Below are 19,501 nucleotides of genomic sequence, written 5' to 3'. Positions count from 1 at the left end.
CTGAAAAATGCACGAAAGGAGGGGGCTCCGTGACCAAGGACGAATTGCGGGAGAAGGCCAATGACCTGCCGCTGGCGCCGGGGGTCTATCTGATGATGGACAGCGGCGGGCAGGTGATTTATGTGGGCAAGGCCAAGAAGCTGAAAAACCGGGTGAGCCAATATTTTCAGGACACCGCCTCCCACAACAGCAAAACGAAAATGATGGTGTCCCAGGTGGACCGGTTCGACACCATTTTGGTGCGGTCGGAGTTTGAGGCCCTGGTGCTGGAAAACTCGCTGATCAAGCGCCATATGCCCCGGTTTAACATCCTCCTAAAGGACGACAAGGGCTACCCCTTTGTGCGCCTGGACAAGGGGGCGGCGTACCCCCGGTTTAGTCTGGTGAGCCGGGCGGAGGAGGACGGGGCCCGGTACTTCGGGCCCTTTGGCGGGCGGCGGGAGACCAGGCTCGCCATTGAGGCGGTGTGCGGGGCGCTGAAGCTCCCCACCTGCAGCCGGAAATTCCCCCGGGACATCGGAAAAGAGCGGCCCTGCCTGAATCTGCACATCGGAAAATGCGACGGCTTCTGCCGCCCGGAGGGGCCGGGACAGGCGGAGTATCAGCGGCGCACGGAGCAGGCGGCGCGTATTTTCAGCGGCCACTACCGGGCCCTGACCCGGGAGATGGAGCAGGAGATGGCCCAGGCGGCGGAGGAGCTGGACTTTGAACGGGCCGCCGCCCTGCGGGACCGCATTCGGGCGGTGAGCGTGCTGGGCAAGACCCAGGGGGTCATTGCCGGGGTGTGCGCCGACACGGATGTATGGGGTCTGTACCGGGGCCAGGTGCGCTGGGGCTTCGGCGTGCTGCACCTGGAGGAGGGAAACCTCCTGGGCCGGGAGGTAAAGGTCCTCTCCGCCGGAGCCGAGGAGGACGAGGGGGAGACCCTCTCCGCCGTGCTGCGGCAATATTACGCGGGCCGGGGCGCGGCACCGAAGGAGATCTGCGTGGCGGCCCTGCCGGAGGACGCGGAGGCCCTGGAGGAGCTGCTGAGCCGGGACTGCGGTCACCGGGTGCGGCTGCGGGTGCCCCAGCGGGGCCAGCGGGCGGAGCTGCTGCGCATGGCCCAAAGCAACGCCCGGGAGGAGACGGAGCGCATTACCTCCGAGGCGGAGCGGGTGAGCAAGACCCTGGAGCAGCTGGGCGCTCTGGCGGGGCTTTCCGCCGGGCCCCACCGCATAGAGGCCTACGACATTTCCAACACCGGAAGCGCCGACATGGTGGCCTCTATGGTGGTTTTTCAGGACGGCAGGCCCCTGAAGCGGGACTATCGGAAATTTCAGGTGAAAACCCTGGATCACCCGGACGACTACGGGGCCATGGAGGAAATTTTGGGGCGGCGGCTCCAGCGATATTTGGACGGGGATGAGAAATTCAGCCCGCTGCCGGACCTTATTTTAATGGACGGCGGCCAGCAGCACGCCGCCGTGGCGGAGCGGGCCTTGGCGGAAAAGGCGCTTTCCGTGCCGGTTTTGGGCATGGTGAAGGACGACAGGCACCGGACCCGGGCGCTGATGACGGCCCGGGGGCAGGAGCTGGGCATACAGCAGAGCCCGCCGCTTTTCGCCCTGGTGGGACAGGTGCAGGAGGAGGTCCACCGCTTTGCCATCACCTACCACCGGAAAAAGCACAGCCGCAGCGCCATACGCTCCCGGCTGGAGGGCATACCCGGGCTGGGGGAGGTGCGGCGAAAGAAACTGCTGCAGCAATTCGGCACGGTGAAGGCCGTGATGCAGGCGGAGCTGCCGGAGCTGGAGGCGGCGCTGCCCAAGGCCGTGGCCCTGGCGGTGTATGAGCGGTTTCACGGGGCAGAGGATAAGTGAATTTTTGCGCGAAAAATGACCGCCGGGGGGCGGTCATTTGGGGCTGTCGAAAAACCCTCCGGGTTTTTCCGACAAAAGGCTTGCGGTCTGCTGCGCGCATAATTTGCCCGTCTATGACGGACAAATTCCACACTGGCAGCCCGAGAGGTATTTTCTCTCACGCACATGTCGCGAGAGAAAATGATTTCATTTCTTTGCCGCCTGCGGGCGGCAAACTCTGCGAGGCTTTTTGACACACTGAAATGACCGCCGGGGGCGGTCATTTTTTTGGTAGGTTAGGGGGTACGGATTGCCACAACCAGTGACATCGGTCACTGGTTTCGCAATGACAGGTTTTTTGCAAGGGGTGCGGTGGGGCGTTATTTCTCCTCCTTGGGCAGGACCAAATTCAGGAACACGGCCATGAGGGTGGCGATGACCACCGGGGACTTGCCGAAGATGGTGGTGACGGCCTCGGGGAACTGGGCCAGGGCGGCGGAGGCCTGGGAGATGCCCACGCCCAGGGCCGCAGACAGGCCCACGATGGTGGTATTGCGGGCGGTGATGCCCTCGGCGGCGATGAGCTTCATGCCGGTCATGGCAATGGTGGAGAACACCGCCACGGTGGCGCCCCCCAAAACGCACTGGGGAATGGTGGTGAGCGCGGCGGAGAATTTCGGCACCACGCCCGCCAGAAGGAGGAAGGCACCTGTGAGGGCAAAAACCCAGCGGTTGACCACCTTATTGGTGGCCACGATGCCCACATTCTGGGAATAGGTCGCCGTGGGCAGGCCGCCCAGCAGGGCCGTTATAACATTGGATACACCATAGGCCACGATGCCCCCCTGAAGCTCCCGGGTGGTGGGCTCCCGGTCCATGCCGCCCACGGTGGTGGCGGTGAAGTCACCGATGGCCTGAATGGAATTGATGGCAAACAGCAATCCCAGGGCCACACAGCCGGAGAGCTCGAAGGTCACACCGAAGGGCACGGGACGGGGCAGGGAGAACCAGCCGGCCCCGGCGACACCGGAGAGATTCACCATCCCGGCCGCAAACGCCACGGCGTACCCGGCCAGGATGCCCAGAAGAATGGAGGCCAGCTTGCAGATGCCCCGGCCATGATTGGTCAGCAGCATCACCACCGCCAGGGTGAAGGCGGCGATGGCCCAGTTTTGCCAGGAGCCGTAAACCAGGGCCTCGGTGAGACCCCGCTCCTCCACCACGGACTGATAGGTGTTGCCGGCGCCGCCGGCCATATAGTTAATGGCGGTGGGATAGAGGGACAGGCCGATGGTAAAGACCACGGTGCCGGTGATGACAGGCGGGAAAAGCCTGCGGATAGGCTTTATGAAAAGGCCCACCAGGGTGGCGATGACGCCGCCCACCAGCATGGCCCCGGCCACCGCCGCCATGCCGCCCCTTCCGGTGGCAATGGCCTGCATACTGGGCAGGTACGCAAAGCTGACACCGAATATCACCGGCAGCCCCGAGCCGAAGCGGCCCCCGATAGGGAAAAGCTGTAGGAGCGTTGTAACGGCAGACAGCACCAGAGACGCCTGGATCAGCAGCACCTGCTCCCTGTGGGTGAGGGCGGCGGCGTGGGCGATGATAATGGCCGGGGTGACGCAGCCTACGATCATGGCAACCAAATGCTGCAGGGCCATGGAGACGGTGAGGCCCACAGGCGGCAGGCCCCGATATCGGAACAGTGCCTGGGGATCGGCGGTAAACTTTCGCATGGTGTAAACTCCTTTGCAGGATTTTGCAGGGTTGTGGATAGTTTATATTATAAAAGAAGTATAACACATTTTTAACGGGTAAAACAAGGTTTTGCCATAAAGAAACGCCCCCGGGTCTATGCCGGAGGGCGCTTCCTTGTCGATTTTTCTTCTCAGTTTTCGGGATTGTCCCGCAGGTATTGCAGGCGCTTCCAGGCCCGGCGGGCTACCAGAAAGCCGCCGATGGCCAGGACGGCGCAGAGGAGGCCCAGAAGGATCATCCACCAACGGAAGGCCGGCACCTCACACAGGTAGGCAAAAATCCGGTAGGCCAGCAGCACCGACACGATGCCCGCAAGGAGCAGGCCCACCAAAAGGTCGGTGTGGGTACAGGTATCGATGCGTTTCATGGGGCGTCCTCCTTTGTCTTGGTGCGTCCATTATAGCAAAGGGAGAAATTGGCTGTCAATAGGGGGAATCAGCCCTTTTTGCGGTAGAGAAAGGCCACGGTCAGGCCCAGGGTCAGGACCATGTCCAGAACGGAAACGCTGGTCACATTTTCCAGGAAGCTGGATTTGAAGATGTCTGAGAAGGTCATAATGGTTTCTCCTTTTTTATTTTTTGGGGGGACGGGGTGCGGGGAAAGAATCCCCCAGTCACGGCTTTGCCGTGCCAGCCCCCTTTAGGCAAGGGGGCCGAGGGGACGGGGGATGCGGATGTCCCTGTTGCGGTGCCCAAAATTTCTGCGCTGCCTTACGGCGGACGCTGGAAATTTTGACCGCGGCCACTCGCTCACCTCGCTTCTTCTGCCACTGGCAGCGCTCAGTTCGCTCCCCACGGCCAGTTTGCGAACTGGCCTCGCAATGACACGGTTTTTGCGCGGAGAAGGCCCAGGCCGCAGGGGCGTTTTCGCAAATGCTGGGGGGTAAAAAAGAAAAGAACGCACGAATGTGCGTTCTTTTCTTTTTGGAGAGAGGAAGAAAGAGTCTTGCAACAAAGCAGTTCTCTGTGTCAGCAATCAGTTGGCATGGGCGTGAGCTTGGTGCTGCTCCTCACGCTTTTCCTCGGCCAGCATTGCCTTGGCGGTGAACCAGGTGCTGATAGCGCCGAAGATCAGGGTGACATAGCCGCTGGCTTGGCGAATTTCCGCGTCGGCGGCGGTCAGCAGGAAGGCGGACGCCACCATCATCATCAGCGCAACAACAGCGGCAAGCAGATAGATTTGAATGTTTTTCATGGTAGGTTCCTCCTTAAAGATTTTGCCAAATTTAGGTCTTGCGGTTTCTATGGTCATATAGTAGAATAAATAACAAGAAAAGTAAAGCTACGGTTTATTACACCGTATATTAGAACTACTTACAGCTAAAAAGGAGGCGATCGTAATGGAAACGGCAAGATGTCGGGCGGTGCTGGCGGCAGCGGAAACAGGCAGCTTTTCCAGGGCGGCGGAGGTGCTGCGCTACACACCGTCGGGGGTAAACCAACTGGTCACGGCCCTGGAAAGCGAGCTGGGCTTTGCCCTATTCCGGCGCAACACCAAGGGCGTGGCTCTCACGGAAAACGGTGAGCTTCTGCTGCCCACCATTCGGGAATTTCTGCGCCAGGAGGACCGGATATTCGAGCTTTCCACGGAGATAAACGGCCTGCTCGTAGGCAGCGTCACCATCGCCGCCTATTCCAGCATCGCCACCCACTGGCTGCCGGAGGTGATCCGGGTCTTTCAGCAGGATTTCCCCCATGTGAACATACGGCTCATGGAGGGCATCTGGCAGGAGGTTTCCGGGTGGCTGGACGAGCGCACGGCAGACATCGGGTTTTTCAGCTACCAGGAGGGGATGCCCTACGAGTGGATCCCCCTGGCCGAGGACCCCATGCTGGCCCTGCTGCCGCCGGACCACCCCCTGGCCGGGGAGGCGGCCTACCCGCTGATAAACTGCCAGGAGGACCCCTTCATCATGCCCGCTCTGGGCTGCGACGATGATGTGGAGGCCCTGTTTCGGCGCAACGGCATTAAGCCCCGGATCCACTTTACCACTTTGGAGAGCTTTTCGGCCATGTCTATGGTGGAGCAGGGCCTGGGCATCTGCGTGATGAATCGGCTCATTACGGAAAAGTACATCTGCAATGTGGTAAAGCTGCCTCTGGACCCCCCTGCGCAGATCACCATGGGCGTGGCCCTGCACTCTAAAGTCGATGTGTCCCCGGCGGTGAAGATGTTCCTGAAATATGCCGTGCGGATGCTGACTAAAAAAGAAAAATAAGACGGCCACGGAGCAAGGGCCAGCGGGGCGAAAGCCAGCGGGGCAAAAAGCCAGCGGGGCAAAAAGCCAGCGGGGCAAAAAGTCTTTTCGGCAAAAGGATTGCCGCCTGCGGGCGGCAATCTCTGCGAGGCTTTTTAGGCACGCAAAAAGGGACACGCCGGAGCGTGTCCCTTTTTTGCGTACTATTTGCAAGCCTAAGGCTTACTTGTCATACATCTCAATGAGCTTGAGCAGGTGATCGTAACGAGCCTTGGCCTCGTCCTCGTTGCGCTGGAAGAGCACACCGGCACGATCCGGGAACTCGCGGGTCAGGCGGGAGTAGCGAGCCTCGTTCATCAGGAACTCCTGATAGCCGCCGGCGGGCGCCTTGGAATCCATGGAGAAGCGCTGGCCTGCCGGAGCAGCGGGATTGAAGCGGAACAGGTTCCAGTAGCCGCAATCCACAGCCTTCTTCATTTCCTTCTGGCAGTTCATCATGCCGCCCTTGATGGAGTGCATCTCGCAGGGGCTGTAGCCGATGATCAGGGACGGGCCGTGATAGGCCTCGGCCTCGCTGATGGCCTTGATGGTCTGGGCGGGGTTGGCACCCATAGCTACCTGGGCCACATACACATAGCCGTACTGCATGGCGATCTCGGCAAGGCTCTTCTTCTTCACTTCCTTACCGGCTGCGGCAAACTGGCAGACCTGGCCAATGTTGGAGGCCTTGGAAGCCTGACCGCCGGTGTTGGAATAGACCTCGGTATCGAAGACGAAGATGTTCACATCCTGCTTGGAGGCGATGACATGATCCAGTCCGCCGTAGCCGATGTCGTAGGCCCAGCCGTCGCCGCCGAAGATCCACATGGACTTCTTGGCCAGGTACTCCTTCTTGCTCAGCAGGTCAGCGGCGATGGTGCAGGCCTCGCAGTCGCAGAACAGAGCGCCCTTAGCCTTCAGCTCGGCAGCGTGTGCAGCGAACTTAGGATTGGCGGCCAGCTCCTCTACGGTGGTGATGCTCTCCTCCAGGGCCTTGACGAAAGCCTTGGTGGGCTCTGCATTGGCGGTGCCATCGTTCATGGTGTCCAGCCAAGCCTGGGCGGCAGCCTTCAGCTCGGGGCGGGCCCACTCGATGTTCACCAGGCGGCGGGTCTCGGCGGCCAGATCCTCGCGGATCTTATTCTGGCCCACGAACATACCCAGACCGTGCTCGGCGTTATCCTCGAAGAGGGAGTTGCACCATGCGGGACCGTGGCCCTCCTTATTGGTGCAGTAGGGAGAGGTAGCCGCGGGACCGCCCCAGATGGAGGAGCAGCCGGTGGCGTTGGAGATATACATATGGTCGCCGAACAACTGGGTCACCAGACGGGCATAGCTGGTCTCGGCGCAGCCGGCGCAGGAGCCGGAGAACTCCAGCATGGGCTGCTTGAACTGGCTGCCCTTGACGGAATTATCCTGCATATCCTTCTTCTCGGAGACCTTGCTGACGCAGTAATCAAACACATCCTGCTGTTTGAGCTCACCCTCCTGAGGAACCATAGACAGGGCGCTCACCGGGCACACGCCGATACACACGCCGCAGCCCATGCAGTCCAGAGGAGACACGGCCATGGTGTACTGATACACACCCTTGCCCTTGCCGGCCTTCACATCCACGATCTTAGCGGCCTCGGGAGCGTTCTTAGCCTCCTCGGCAGTGAGAGCGAAGGGACGGATGGTGGCGTGGGGGCAGACATAGGCACACTGGTTGCACTGGATGCACTTGGTGCTGTCCCAGGTGGGGACGGAGACGGCTACGCCGCGCTTTTCATAAGCGGAGGCGCCCAGCTCGAACTGGCCGTCCACATGGTCCACAAAGGCGGAAACGGGCAGGCTGTCGCCGTCCATCTTGCCCACGGGCTCCAGGATCTCCTTCACCATCTTCACCAGCTCGGGCTTGCCCTCCAGGGCCTTGTGCTCGGGCTCGTCCACGGCATTGGCCCAGTCGGCGGGAACATCGATCTTCTTAAAGGCGGTGGCGCCCAGGTCGATGGCCTTGTAGTTCATATCCACCACGTCCTGGCCCTTCTTCAGATAAGAGGCCTTGGCCTTCTCCTTCATGTAGCGGATGGCATCCTCCTGGGGCATGACCTTGGCCAGGGTGAAGAAGGCGGACTGGAGAATGGTGTTGTTGCGCTTGCCCATGCCGATCTCAATGGCCAGATCAATGGCGTCGATGGTGTAGAGCTGGATGTTATTCTTGGCGATGTAACGCTTGGCATCGGCCTTCAGGTGATGGTTCAGCTCATCCATATCCCACTGGCAGTTGATCATGAACACGCCGCCGGGCTTCACATCGTTGACCATCTTAAAGCCCTTGGTGATATAGCTGGGGTTGTGGCAGGCCACGAAGTCGGCCTTGTTGATATAATAAGGAGAACGGATGGGCTTATCACCGAAGCGCAGATGGCTGATGGTGACGCCGCCGGTCTTCTTGGAGTCGTACTGGAAGTAGGCCTGTACATACTTGTCGGTATGGTCGCCGATGATCTTGATGGAGTTCTTGTTGGCGCCCACGGTACCGTCGCCGCCCAGGCCCCAGAACTTGCACTCGATGGTGCCGGGAGCTGCGGTGTTGGGGCAGTTCTCCTCCTCGGGCAGGGAGAGATTGGTCACATCGTCCACGATGCCGATGGTGAACTGACGCTTCATCTCGTCCTTCTTCAGCTCGTTATAAACGGCGAACACGGAGGCAGGAGGCGTATCCTTGCTGCCCAGGCCGTAACGGCCGCCGATGACCTTCACATCGTTCCAGCCGGCGTTGGCAAGAGCGGTGACAACATCCTGATACAGAGGCTCGCCCATGGCGCCGGGCTCCTTGGTGCGGTCCAGCACGGCGATCTTCTTCACGGAAGCGGGGAAGGCCTCCAGCAGTTTCTCGGGAGCGAAGGGACGGTACAGACGCACCTTCACCAGACCCACCTTCTCGCCGTGGGCGTTCAGGTAGTCGATGACCTCCTCGGCCACATCGCAGATAGAGCCCATGGCCACGATGACGCGGTCGGCCTCGGGATGGCCATAGTAGTTAAACAGCTTATAGTCGGTGCCCAGCTTGGCATTGACCATGTCCATGTACTTCTCCACCACGGCGGGCAGCTCTGCATAATACTTGTTGCAGGCCTCGCGGTGCTGGAAGAAGATGTCGCCGTTTTCGTGGCTGCCGCGCATATGAGGATGCTCGGGGTTCAGGGCGTGACGGCGGAACTCGGCCACAGCGTCCATATCGCACATATCCTTCAGGTCCTCATAGTCCCAAACGGCGATCTTCTGGATCTCGTGGCTGGTGCGGAAGCCGTCGAAGAAGTTGATGAACGGCACCTTGCCGGAAAGGGCGGCCAGATGGGCCACGGGGGACAGGTCCATGACCTCCTGCACATTGCCCTCGCACAGCATAGCAAAGCCGGTCTGGCGGCAGGCCATTACATCGCTGTGGTCGCCGAAGATGTTCAGCGCCTGGGTGGACACGGTACGGGCGGACACATGGAACACGGCGGGCAGCTGCTCGGCTGCGATCTTGTACATATTGGGGATCATCAGCAGCAGGCCCTGGGAAGCGGTATAGGTAGTGGTCAGAGCGCCGGAGCCGAGAGAGCCGTGAACGGCACCGGCTGCGCCGGCCTCGGACTGCATCTCCACCACTTTGACCTGGGTGCCAAAGATGTTTTTCAGACCGTTAGCGGACCACTGGTCCACAAAGTCGGCCATGGGAGACGACGGGGTGATGGGGTAGATGGCCGCTACTTCCGAGAACGCATAGGATACATGCGCCGCGGCGTTGTTGCCATCCATGGATTTCATTTTTCTAACCATGTTATTTGCTCCTTCCATTTGTTTATCTAAAATGTGATGCTCTTGCAGGAATCTTTCGCATTGTTGATAGTAGCACAATTTCCTTTGTTTGTAAACGATATTTTTGTATCTTTCGTCGTTATGATGCTTTTTCATTGTCATGCACAAAAATTCTTACAACGGGTGGGAACTTTTTTTATATTTTTGTTTCCCGCGGCGTGATTTTGTGGTAATATGGGGATGATTTGGTAGGCGGGCCGAGGACACCTGCACCGGGTCAAGGCCAAACGCATACTTCCGTGGGAATTATCATCGAGTCTTTGAAAGGAGTGGGCCACATGGTCGTTACCGTGCGCTCTCTGGGCCTGGGCGGCCTCAGCGGATATGAGGTGAGCGTGGAGTGCTTCCTCTCCGGCGGCCTGCCCGCCTTTGATATTGTGGGGCTGCCGGACACGGCGGTGAAGGAGGCCCGGGAGCGGGTTCGGGCGGCAGTGAAGAACTGCGGAGCCAAGTACCCCGTCAGCCGCATTACCGTGAACTTGGCCCCTGCCTCCCAGCGCAAGGAGGGGACGGTCTACGACCTGCCCATCTTTCTGGGCATCCTGGCTGCCTCGGAGGAGCTGCCGCCCCTTCCGGCCGACGCGGCCTTCATAGGGGAGCTGAGTCTCACCGGACGGCTGCGGCCCGTAAGCGGTGTGCTGCCCATGGCCATGGCGGCTCCCCGGCTGGGTATACGCCAACTCTACCTCCCGGCGGAAAACGCCGCCGAGGCCACCCTGGCCCAGGGTCTGACCGTGTACCCGGTAGAGACCGTGGAGCAGCTTGTGGCCCATCTCCGGGGACAGGCTCCTCTCTCCCCCGCCCCCATCTGGCAGCCTCAGCCCCGGGAGCGGCAGCAGCAGCCGGATTTTGCCGATGTCATGGGGCAGGAGACGGTGAAGCGGGCCCTGGAGATCGCCGCCGCTGGAGGACACAACATCTTACTCATCGGCTCTCCCGGGTCGGGCAAGTCCATGCTGGCAAGGCGTCTGCCCTCCATCCTCCCCGACATGACCAGGGAGGAATCCCTTCAGACCACGGAGATCTACTCGGTGGCCGGGCTCACGGAGGCCCGGCATCCTTTGGTGACCAGCCGCCCCTTCCGCAGCCCCCACCACACGGCCTCGGCGGTGTCCCTTACCGGCGGCGGCGCAGTGCCGAAGCCCGGGGAAATTTCCCTGGCCCACAACGGTGTGCTGTTTTTGGACGAGCTGCCGGAGTTCGATAAGTCCGCCATGGAGACCCTGCGCCAGCCCCTGGAGGACGGAGTGGTGACTATCACCCGGGCCTCCGGCTCCCTAACCCTCCCCAGCCGATTCATGCTGGTGTGCGCCATGAACCCCTGCCGCTGCGGCTGGTACGGCCATCCGGAGCGCCGATGTACCTGCTCGCCCCGGCAGGTGGAGAGCTATATGCGCCGCATATCCGGGCCCCTGCTGGACCGCATCGACCTGCACATTGAGGTGCCATCGGTGGACTACGAGGCTATGCGCCGCAAGGATAGACCCGAAAGCTCCCGGGAGGTGCAAAGGCGGGTAAACGCCGCCCGGAAAATTCAGCAGCGGCGCTATGAGGGTACCGGCATCTCCTGCAACGCCTACATGGTCCCGGCCATGATCGGAAAATACTGCGCCTTGGACGAAAAATGCGAGGCGATCATGCGCAGCGCCTTCGACCGGCTGGGTCTCACCGGCCGCAGCCACGACCGCATTCTGCGGGTAGCCCGGACCATTGCCGACCTGGACGGCGCCGAGGCCATTGCCCCCGCCCACATCGCCGAGGCTATCCAGTACCGCAGCAGCAACCTATTAAAATAGGGAATTCCCCGCACCACTTATAAAGATGTCCTTGCGCGGACGCAAAGCGTCCGGGGCAATCCGTTCCCCTTTAGATTTGCACAGAGATTCCCACGACCCGTGTGCGCACCGGTCTCGGAATGACAGGATACGCTTTTCACTTTTCAACTATATTTATATAAGGAGAAACCCCATGCATGAAATCATCCTCTGCAAGCTGGGCGAGGTGGTCCTCAAGGGCCTGAACCGCCACAGCTTTGAAACCAAGCTCATGTCGAACATCCGCCGCCGGACCCAAAAATTTGGCAAGTTCAAAATCTACTCCCGCCAGAGCACCATCTATGTGGAGCCGGTGGGGGACGGCTGCGACCTCGCCGGGGCCTATGCCGCCTGCAAACAGGTCTTTGGCCTCATCGCCATCGCCCGGGCCGTGCCCTGCGAGAAGAGCAAGGAGGCCATTTTGGAAACCGCCAAGGCGTACCTGGGCGACAGTCTCCGTAAGGCGGTCAGCTTTAAGGTGGAGAGTAAGCGGGCGGACAAATCCTTCCCCATGAGCTCCATTCAGATCAGTCAGTGGGTGGGGGGTATGCTCCACGACGCCTTTCCCCATCTGAAGGTGGATGTCCACACCCCGGAGCTGACGGTGTATGTGGAAATTCGTGAGGACGCGGCCTATGTCCACGCCCCTGCCGAGCCCGCCGCCGGGGGCCTGCCCCTGGGCATGGGCGGCAGCGCCCTGAGCCTTCTCTCCGGGGGCATCGACTCCCCGGTATCCTCTTACATGATGGCAAAGCGGGGCGTGGTGCTGGAGATGCTTCACTTCGCCGCGCCCCCCTATACCTCCGACCTGGCCCGGCAAAAGGTCCTGCGGCTGGCCCAGGAGCTTACGCCCTGGTGCGGCCGCATGAGCGTACACATCGTACCCCTGACGGAAATTCAGGAGCAAATTCGCAAGCAATGCCCGGAGGAGTATTTCACCCTCATCACCCGGCGGTTCATGATGCGCATTGCAGATAAGCTGGCCAAGGAATTTGACTGCCGAGCCCTCATAACCGGGGAAAACCTGGGGCAGGTGGCCAGCCAGACCATGGAGGCCCTGCGGGTCAGCGAGGATGTAACGGATCTGCCCGTGCTGCGCCCCCTCATCGGCATGGATAAGGAGGAGATCGTACGCATCGCCCGGCACATCGGCACCTTCGACACCTCCATCCTCCCCTATGAGGACTGCTGCACCGTCTTTACCCCCCGGCACCCCAAGACCAAGCCCCATGTGGAGGAGGTACGGGAAATTGAAAGCGTGCTGGACATCGAGGGGCTGGTTTCCCGCGCCATGGAGCAGCGGGAAGTGGTGAAGGTCAAGCTGTAAGGAGAGATCACTATGTTTCATCATGCCGAGATCATTGCCGTAGGCTCGGAGCTGCTGCTGGGCAACGTAGCCAACACCGACGCCCAGTATGTGTCGCAAAAGCTGGCCGCCGTGGGGGTGGACGTGCTGTACCACACGGTGGTGGGCGACAATCCGGAGCGGCTGCGGCAGGTGACGGACATTGCCCGCCAACGCTGCGACCTGCTCATTTTCATCGGCGGGCTGGGGCCGACCTATGACGACCTGACGAAGGACACCGTCTGCGCCGCCTTCGGCGTGGCGACGGAATTTCACGAGGATGTCATGGAGGAAATTTCCGGCTATTTCAAAAACGTTTTCCGGCGGGAAATGCCGGACTGCAACCGTCGGCAGGCGTATCTGCCCAAGGGCTGCACGGTGCTGCACAATCCGGTGGGCACCGCCCCGGGCTGCGTTTTCACGGCGGACGGCGTGACGGTGGCCATGCTGCCGGGAGTGCCCCACGAGTGCCGCTATCTCACCGACCACGCCCTGCTCCCCTATCTGCAGGCGCGGCAGGAGAGCATGATTTTGTCCCACACGCTGCACGTGTTCGGGCTGACGGAGCCGAAGGTGCAGGAGGAGCTGGGCGACCTGATGAATGGCGCTGTGAATCCCTCGCTGGCGCCCTATGCCAAGGGAGCGGAGGTGCAGCTGCGGCTCACCGCAAAGGCGGCTACGGAGGCGGACTGCGAACGCCTGCTGGCGCCGCTCATGCAGGCGGTGCGGCAGAGGCTGGGAGCGCACGTGTACGGCGTGGACATGGGCAGTCCCGAGCAGCACGCCGTGCAGGCGCTGACAAGGCGGGGACTGACGGTTTCCGCCGCCGAGAGCTGTACCGGCGGGCTTATCGCCAAGCGGCTGACGGACGTGCCCGGCGCTTCAGCGGCCTTTTTGGGCGGCGTGGTGAGCTACACCAACGGCGTGAAGCACGGAGTCTTGGGCGTGCCGGAGGCGCTTTTACAGCAGTACGGCGCCGTGTCCGAGCCGGTGGCGAAAGCCATGGCGGAGGGCGCGCGGCGCATCACGGGCAGCAACCTCGCCCTGTCGGTGACGGGGCTGGCGGGGCCTGACGGCGACGACCGGGGCAACCCCGTGGGCACCGTTTACATCGGCCTTGCGAAAGCGGGCGGCACGCAGGTGACGCAGCTTTTTCTCAAGGGCGACCGGAAAAGCATACGCCAGCAGGCGGCGGACTATGCCTTTGCCCTGCTGAACAAATATTTGCAGAAGATAAATCCATAAATAAAAGGAGAAAACGGAACCATGGCAAAGAACAGCACCCCCTACGACCCTTACCGCAGCCAACAGGAGGCCATACGCAAGGCCAAGGGAAATCCCAACAAAAACGTACATCACAAGAAAAACAACTCCAACTACGGCGGCGGAGACTACCAAAAGGAAAAGGCTGCCCTGAAAAGCCAGGCAACCGAAAAGGTCAAGCTGCCCCTGTGGCTGAAGATCACCCTGGGCGTGCTGTTCGGCGTGCTGCTGGCGGCGCTGATCCTGCGCATGACGGTGTATAAGGAAAGCCTGTTTATGAACTATCTGACCTCGCTCCTGCTGGGTCTGGCCTGCGCGGCGCTGTTTTACACAAGGCGGTTCCGCAATAGCAAAAAGGACGGGAAGCTATACTCTGTGATTACGGTGCTGCTGGCCATTATGGCGGTGATCTACGGCGGCATGGGACTGCTGGGGCTTTTGACCTATTTCGGAATTGTGTAATTTTCCTGTTGACAAAAGCGACTTTTGTGGTAAAATGACAAGCAATACAGCGCAAATGCAAGGATGGGGATCAGTAACCCCAGGCTATCGGTGCCAAGAGATCCGCCGGTTTGGTGTGAGGCGGAGACCGGGTCTGCGGCGAATATCACCCCGGAGCTTCCGGCTGAACAGGAGAAAGCCCTAAGTAAGCACGGACGGCGGAGGGCCGTTATCAACCCTCGCCCACGGATGGTGGGACGGAGTGGCCGCCTTGGGGCGGCAACAAGAGTGGTACCGCAGAGGTTTATTTTTCGCCTTTGTCTCTTAGAGGAGACAAAGGCGATTTTTTTACTGGCGAAAAAACAGCTCCCGACAAGGACGGTGGGACGGATTGCCACAGCCGGTGTGCGCACCGGCCTCGCAATGACAGGTTACAAGAAGTGCAGTGAGGCGGGCCGATGTAGGCATCGGCCCCTACGCGCCGTTTACCGATACGATTTTGTAGGGGCGGACGACCCTGTCCGCCCGGGCCCGATAACGCAACGCCTTGTAGGGCAGGGCCCGTGTGCCCTGCCGGGGTGCGAGGGAGAAAAGAATCCCCCAGTCACGGCTTCGCCGTGCCAGCCCCCTTTAGGCAAGGGGGCCGAGGGGACGAGGGTTACGGATTGCCACGGCCAGTTTGCGAACTGGCCTCGCAATGACATTCATTAATTCGTTTTTAATTTTGTTTTTTCAATACACATATATGGAGGTACATCATGGAGTACAAAAGCACACTGAACATGAGCAAAAGCGGCTTTCCCATGCGGGCGGGGCTGCCCAAGCGGGAGCCGGAAATGCTCAAGCACTGGGAGGAACTGGACCTTTACAATGAACTGCTGAAAAAGAATGAGGGCAAGCCCCTCTTTAACCTGCACGACGGCCCTCCCTTCTCCAACGGCGCCCTGCACATGGGTCACGCCCTGAATAAGTCCCTGAAGGACTTCATTACCCGTATGTACGCCATGCGGGGCTACTACACCCCCTATATCCCCGGCTGGGACAACCACGGCATGCCCATCGAAAGCGCCATCATCAAGCAGAACAAGCTCAACCACAAGGCTATGAGCGTGGCGGATTTCCGCACCGCCTGCCATGAGTTTGCCGACCACTACATTGATGTGCAGCGGGAGGGCTTCAAGCGCATGGGCGTGGTGGGTGACTGGGAGCATCCCTACAAGACCATGGACCCGAGCTTTGAGGCCCAGGAGGTCCGGGTGTTCGGCAAGATGTATCGCAACGGCCACATCTACAAGGGTCTCAAGCCCGTGTACTGGTGCCCCCACGACGAAACGGCTCTGGCAGAGGCTGAAATCGAGTATCAGGATGACCCCTGCACCACGGTGTATGTGAAGTTCCCCATGAATGACGACCTGGGCAAGCTGGGCCATCTGGACAAGAGCAAGCTCTCCTTCGTCATCTGGACCACCACCATCTGGACCCTGCCCGGAAACCTGGCCATCGCCCTGCATCCCGCTGAGAGCTACGCCGTGGTGAAGGCCCCCAACGGGGAAATGTACATCATGGCCGAGGCCCTGGTGGAGAAGGTCATGAAGATCGGCGGCTTTGACAGCTATGAGATCGTGGAGACCCATCCCGGCTCCTTCTATGAAAATATGCTGGCCAGCCATCCCTTCCTGCCCAAGACCAGCCGCCTGGTTCTGGCGGACTATGTAACCATGGACAGCGGTACCGGCTGCGTCCATACCGCCCCCGGCTTCGGCGCCGACGACTATGAGACCTGCAAGCGCTACGGCATGGAGATGGTGGTACCCGTGGATGACCAGGGCCACCACACCGACTACGCAGGCAAGTATGCCGGAATGGGGACCGACGAGTCGAATCCCGTCATCCTGGAGGACATGAAGAAGGCCGGCTCCCTCTTTGCCAGCGAGGATATCGTACACAGCTATCCCCACTGCTGGCGCTGCAAGAATCCCATCATCTTCCGGGCCACGCCCCAGTGGTTCTGCTCGGTGGATTCCTTTAAGGACGAGGCCATTGCCGCCTGCGAGGATGTGCGGTGGGTGCCCGGCTGGGGCAAGGACCGTATGCGCTCTATGATCCTGGAGCGCACCGACTGGTGCATCAGCCGCCAGCGTCGGTGGGGCCTGCCCATCCCCGTGTTCTACTGCAAGGACTGCGGCAAGCCCATCTGCACCGAGGAGAGCATCGAGGCTGTGGCGTCCCTGTTTGAAAAGAAAGGCTCCAACGCCTGGTTTGACATGGAGGCAGAGGACATCCTGCCCAGCGGCTTCACCTGCCCCCACTGCGGCAAGCAGGCCGGCTTTGAAAAAGAGACGGACACCCTGGACGGCTGGTTCGACTCCGGCTCCACCCACTTCGCCGCTATGGAGCGGGACCAGGGCTTCTGGCCCTCCACCATGTACATCGAGGGTTTGGACCAGTATCGCGGCTGGTTCCAGTCCTCCCTGCTGGTGGCCGTAGGCGCTCTGGGCCGGGGCGCACCCTTCAAGGAGTGCGTGACTCACGGCTGGACCGTGGACGGCGAGGGCAAGGCCATGCACAAGTCCCTGGGCAATGGCATGGATCCGGCGGAGATTTTCGACAAGTACGGCGCGGACCTGCTGCGCCTGTGGGCGGGCTCCTCGGACTACCATGTGGATGTGCGCTGCTCGGACGAGATTTTCAAGCAGCTCTCCCAGAATTACCTGAAGTTCCGCAACACCTGCAAGTTCTGCCTGGATAACCTGGTGAATTTCGATCCCAACGACCTGGTAAAGCCCGAGGACATGCTGCCCCTGGATAAGTGGGCCGTGACAAGGCTTAACAACCTTATCGGCAAGGTCTTTGGCTGGTACGACAATTACGAGTTCCACTCTGTATCCCACGCCATCAACGACTTCTGCGTGGTGGACCTGAGCAGCTTCTACTTTGACATCCTCAAGGACCGGCTGTACTGCGACGAGGCGGATGGCCCGGAGCGCCGCAGCGCACAGACTGCTCTGTACCTCATTCTGGACGCCCTGACCCGGATGTTCGCGCCTATCCTGGCCTTCACCTGCGACGAGGTGTGGCTGGCCATGCCCCACCGGGCCGAGGACGACGGGCGCAATGTCCTCTTTAACGAGATGGTGCAGCCCTACACGGAGTACGCCCTGTCCGAGGAGGAAATGGCCAAATGGGGCCGCATTGCCGCCCTGCGCAGTGCCGTGAACGGCGCGCTGGAGCAGGCCCGGGCGGACAAGGTCATCGGCAAGAGCCTGGAGGCCGCCGTGGATCTGACCGTACCGGAGGAGGACGCTTTCCTGGTGGAGATGGATGCGGACGAGGTGGCAGACCTGTTCATCGTGTCCCAGGTGAGACTGACCGTAGGCGACCAGGTGAAGGTGGCTGTGGAGGCCGCCCAGGGCGCCAAGTGCGGACGCTGCTGGAAGGTGCTGCACAGCGTAAAGGCCGTGGGCGAGCACGAGGCCCTGTGCCCCCGCTGCGCCGCCGTGATGGCAAAGCTGCCGAAAGTGGAATAAAACACTTGCATTTCCCGCAAAAGTGTGTATAATGATGGGGTGGAACGAGTTTGTTCCACCCCATTTTTCCATATCCGGGCTTGTAGCTCAGCTGGGAGAGCGTTCGGTTCGCATCCGAGAGGTCGAGGGTTCGAATCCCTTCAGGTCCACCAAACAAGGTTCGGACGAACACCTATTTCTTCAGCGGTGGTTTCGCCGTGAAATGTTCGCTCTGATCCGCAACAGAAAAACGCCGTCTTGGAAGTGATCCCGAGACGGCGCTTTTTTACTATCCGCACATTCGCTTTCTGCTAATTCTCCTGCTACAATGGTTGCAAAAATAAAGAGGAGGTTATACAAATTCACCTTTTCCCTTACACTGTCCGCCCCTGTGCAACAGGGGCAGATTTTTAGCCGGTGTTAAATTTCCGTATATTTCGATAATAGGAGAATTGCAAAAATTACGATTGATTCCACATAAATCCCCCTTATTTTTCGGTATATTGCCGAAAAAGCGCAACAAAAATCTACAAACAGGTATATAGGAAATGCTGGTAAACTTATTCTTATATGTTATAATTAGACCGTAAAATCTTTCGTTTATTCGGCAAAATGAGACAGGCACTTGTCCGGCGCAGCCCGCTGGGGCCGAAGGCATTGCCTGTGATTTAAGGGGACGAATCTGCATTATGGATGAGAAAAAGTCCATAAAACTGGATTTTTGGAAGTGCATAGAGTACCTCCGCCCCAAGGCGGCGGTGGTGATCTGTCTGACGGTCCTATTGGCGTTGGGCGGATTTTTAACGGCGCGTTTTCTCATTCCCCCCACCTACCGTGCCGAGCTTCTTCTTTACGCCAGCAACAGTGGCGGCCCGGGCGTCGCCGAGCCGGCAACCCTCACCGCCTCCGACCTCGCCGCGTCCAAAAGTTTGGTGGATACCTGTGCGGCCCTGCTGGACTCCCGGACCCTGTACGAGGAGGTGGCCCGGCTTTCAGACCCGGACGGCGGCTATAAGTCGTGGCACCGAAGGGTCACCGCCGCCTCCGCGGAGGGCTCGGAGGTGTTTCGAGTCTATGTGACCGATAGAGACCCGACCCGGGCCGCGGCCATAGCCAACGCGGTGGCGGAGGTTTTCCCGGGGTATGTCTCGGGCATTGCGGAGGGCTGCTCCCTGCATGTGGTGGATCGAGCCACCGTGCCGGAGGAGCGCTATGCTCCGAGCAGCGCCAAGTATGCAGCCCTGGCGGGACTGCTGGGCGCTGCGCTCTCGTGTGCGTGGGTCGTTATGAGTGGGCTGGCTGCCGAGCTCAGGGGCAGCGCTGCCTGTGCTGCCTATAAGGGGAGGTAGAGCCAGCGGCAGCAGCCGTAACGATGGAAAGAGCCGGGGACGAGAGCGTGTCCTCCGGCTTTTTCTCTTGTGGCCCGACGGGTATGCCGGGAAAAA

At 60.3% G+C, this 19,501-nt stretch carries 12 protein-coding genes, 1 tRNA gene and 1 other annotated feature; of the genes, 9 read left to right on the top strand and 4 right to left on the bottom strand.

Translation table 11 applies throughout. From position 1 onward, the window contains the following. Window positions 1-29 precede the first annotated feature (29 nt). Complete coding sequence (uvrC, locus tag KI236_RS09110; protein ID WP_212821315.1) at window positions 30-1,862, top strand: excinuclease ABC subunit UvrC; 1,833 nt, start codon at window positions 30-32, stop codon at window positions 1,860-1,862. Window positions 1,863-2,221: 359 nt separating this feature from the next. Here uvrC and KI236_RS09105 read toward each other — a convergent pair whose 3' ends face one another. The 3 genes from KI236_RS09105 to KI236_RS09090 all read right to left on the bottom strand — a co-directional run bounded on the left by KI236_RS09105 (window position 2,222) and on the right by KI236_RS09090 (window position 4,796). Next, window positions 2,222-3,580, bottom strand: coding sequence for a uracil-xanthine permease family protein (locus KI236_RS09105; protein ID WP_212821314.1), 1,359 nt, complete (start codon window positions 3,578-3,580; stop codon window positions 2,222-2,224). Between the two features lie 152 nt (window positions 3,581-3,732). Beyond that, entirely contained in the window at window positions 3,733-3,969 is a 237-nt protein-coding gene (locus tag KI236_RS09100; protein ID WP_212821313.1) for a hypothetical protein, read from the bottom strand. 608 nt (window positions 3,970-4,577) lie between these two features. Beyond that, window positions 4,578-4,796 (bottom strand): hypothetical protein, encoded by a 219-nt coding sequence (locus KI236_RS09090; protein WP_212821312.1) that lies wholly within the window; start codon window positions 4,794-4,796, stop codon window positions 4,578-4,580. A gap of 145 nt (window positions 4,797-4,941) precedes the next feature. Between KI236_RS09090 and KI236_RS09085 the strand changes: the two genes are divergently transcribed. Next, window positions 4,942-5,820, top strand: coding sequence for a LysR family transcriptional regulator (locus KI236_RS09085; protein ID WP_212821311.1), 879 nt, complete (start codon window positions 4,942-4,944; stop codon window positions 5,818-5,820). A 201-nt stretch (window positions 5,821-6,021) separates the two neighbouring features. Here KI236_RS09085 and nifJ read toward each other — a convergent pair whose 3' ends face one another. After that, window positions 6,022-9,648 carry a pyruvate:ferredoxin (flavodoxin) oxidoreductase gene (nifJ, locus tag KI236_RS09080; protein WP_212821309.1) on the bottom strand — a complete coding sequence of 1,209 codons (3,627 nt, stop codon included), beginning with the start codon at window positions 9,646-9,648 and terminating at the stop codon, window positions 6,022-6,024. A gap of 317 nt (window positions 9,649-9,965) precedes the next feature. Here nifJ and KI236_RS09075 point away from each other — a divergent pair, with 317 nt between their 5' ends. The 7 genes from KI236_RS09075 (at window position 9,966) to KI236_RS09045 (ending at window position 19,405) form a co-directional block, all read left to right on the top strand. Next, on the top strand, window positions 9,966-11,483 hold the full coding sequence (locus KI236_RS09075) for a YifB family Mg chelatase-like AAA ATPase (RefSeq protein WP_212821308.1): 1,518 nt from the start codon (window positions 9,966-9,968) through the stop codon (window positions 11,481-11,483). Window positions 11,484-11,655: 172 nt separating this feature from the next. Further along, window positions 11,656-12,828, top strand: coding sequence for a tRNA uracil 4-sulfurtransferase ThiI (thiI, locus tag KI236_RS09070; protein WP_212821307.1), 1,173 nt, complete (start codon window positions 11,656-11,658; stop codon window positions 12,826-12,828). Window positions 12,829-12,840: 12 nt separating this feature from the next. Further along, the gene (locus KI236_RS09065) at window positions 12,841-14,091 is read left to right on the top strand and encodes a competence/damage-inducible protein A (protein WP_212821306.1); all 1,251 of its coding nucleotides are present in this window, start codon (window positions 12,841-12,843) and stop codon (window positions 14,089-14,091) included. Window positions 14,092-14,112: 21 nt separating this feature from the next. Then, the gene (locus KI236_RS09060; RefSeq protein WP_212821305.1) at window positions 14,113-14,571 is read left to right on the top strand and encodes a hypothetical protein; all 459 of its coding nucleotides are present in this window, start codon (window positions 14,113-14,115) and stop codon (window positions 14,569-14,571) included. Window positions 14,572-14,622: 51 nt separating this feature from the next. Further along, window positions 14,623-14,872, top strand: a binding site (T-box leader). A gap of 436 nt (window positions 14,873-15,308) precedes the next feature. Then, window positions 15,309-18,077 (top strand): isoleucine--tRNA ligase, encoded by a 2,769-nt coding sequence (gene ileS / locus KI236_RS09055; RefSeq protein WP_212821304.1) that lies wholly within the window; start codon window positions 15,309-15,311, stop codon window positions 18,075-18,077. Window positions 18,078-18,153: 76 nt separating this feature from the next. Continuing rightward, window positions 18,154-18,229 (top strand) — tRNA-Ala (locus KI236_RS09050). Window positions 18,230-18,745: 516 nt separating this feature from the next. Next, on the top strand, window positions 18,746-19,405 hold the full coding sequence (locus tag KI236_RS09045) for a YveK family protein (RefSeq protein WP_212820933.1): 660 nt from the start codon (window positions 18,746-18,748) through the stop codon (window positions 19,403-19,405). The last annotated feature ends 96 nt before the right edge of the window (window positions 19,406-19,501 follow it).

This window comes from Vescimonas fastidiosa (assembly GCF_018326305.1).
Lineage (GTDB): Bacteria > Bacillota > Clostridia > Oscillospirales > Oscillospiraceae > Vescimonas > Vescimonas fastidiosa.
This window is presented reverse-complemented; position numbering and strand designations above follow the sequence as displayed.

What these genes read in the sequence shown, in the direction of transcription:
- KI236_RS09105 (WP_212821314.1), bottom strand. Translation starts at nt 3,580, where the DNA reads ATGCGAAAGTTTACCGCCGATCCCCAGGCACTGTTCCGATATCGGGGC.
- KI236_RS09100 (WP_212821313.1), bottom strand. Translation starts at nt 3,969, where the DNA reads ATGAAACGCATCGATACCTGTACCCACACCGACCTTTTGGTGGGCCTG.
- KI236_RS09090 (WP_212821312.1), bottom strand. Translation starts at nt 4,796, where the DNA reads ATGAAAAACATTCAAATCTATCTGCTTGCCGCTGTTGTTGCGCTGATG.
- KI236_RS09085 (WP_212821311.1), top strand. Translation starts at nt 4,942, where the DNA reads ATGGAAACGGCAAGATGTCGGGCGGTGCTGGCGGCAGCGGAAACAGGC.
- nifJ (WP_212821309.1), bottom strand. Translation starts at nt 9,648, where the DNA reads ATGGTTAGAAAAATGAAATCCATGGATGGCAACAACGCCGCGGCGCAT.
- KI236_RS09075 (WP_212821308.1), top strand. Translation starts at nt 9,966, where the DNA reads ATGGTCGTTACCGTGCGCTCTCTGGGCCTGGGCGGCCTCAGCGGATAT.
- thiI (WP_212821307.1), top strand. Translation starts at nt 11,656, where the DNA reads ATGCATGAAATCATCCTCTGCAAGCTGGGCGAGGTGGTCCTCAAGGGC.
- KI236_RS09065 (WP_212821306.1), top strand. Translation starts at nt 12,841, where the DNA reads ATGTTTCATCATGCCGAGATCATTGCCGTAGGCTCGGAGCTGCTGCTG.
- KI236_RS09060 (WP_212821305.1), top strand. Translation starts at nt 14,113, where the DNA reads ATGGCAAAGAACAGCACCCCCTACGACCCTTACCGCAGCCAACAGGAG.
- ileS (WP_212821304.1), top strand. Translation starts at nt 15,309, where the DNA reads ATGGAGTACAAAAGCACACTGAACATGAGCAAAAGCGGCTTTCCCATG.
- KI236_RS09045 (WP_212820933.1), top strand. Translation starts at nt 18,746, where the DNA reads ATGGATGAGAAAAAGTCCATAAAACTGGATTTTTGGAAGTGCATAGAG.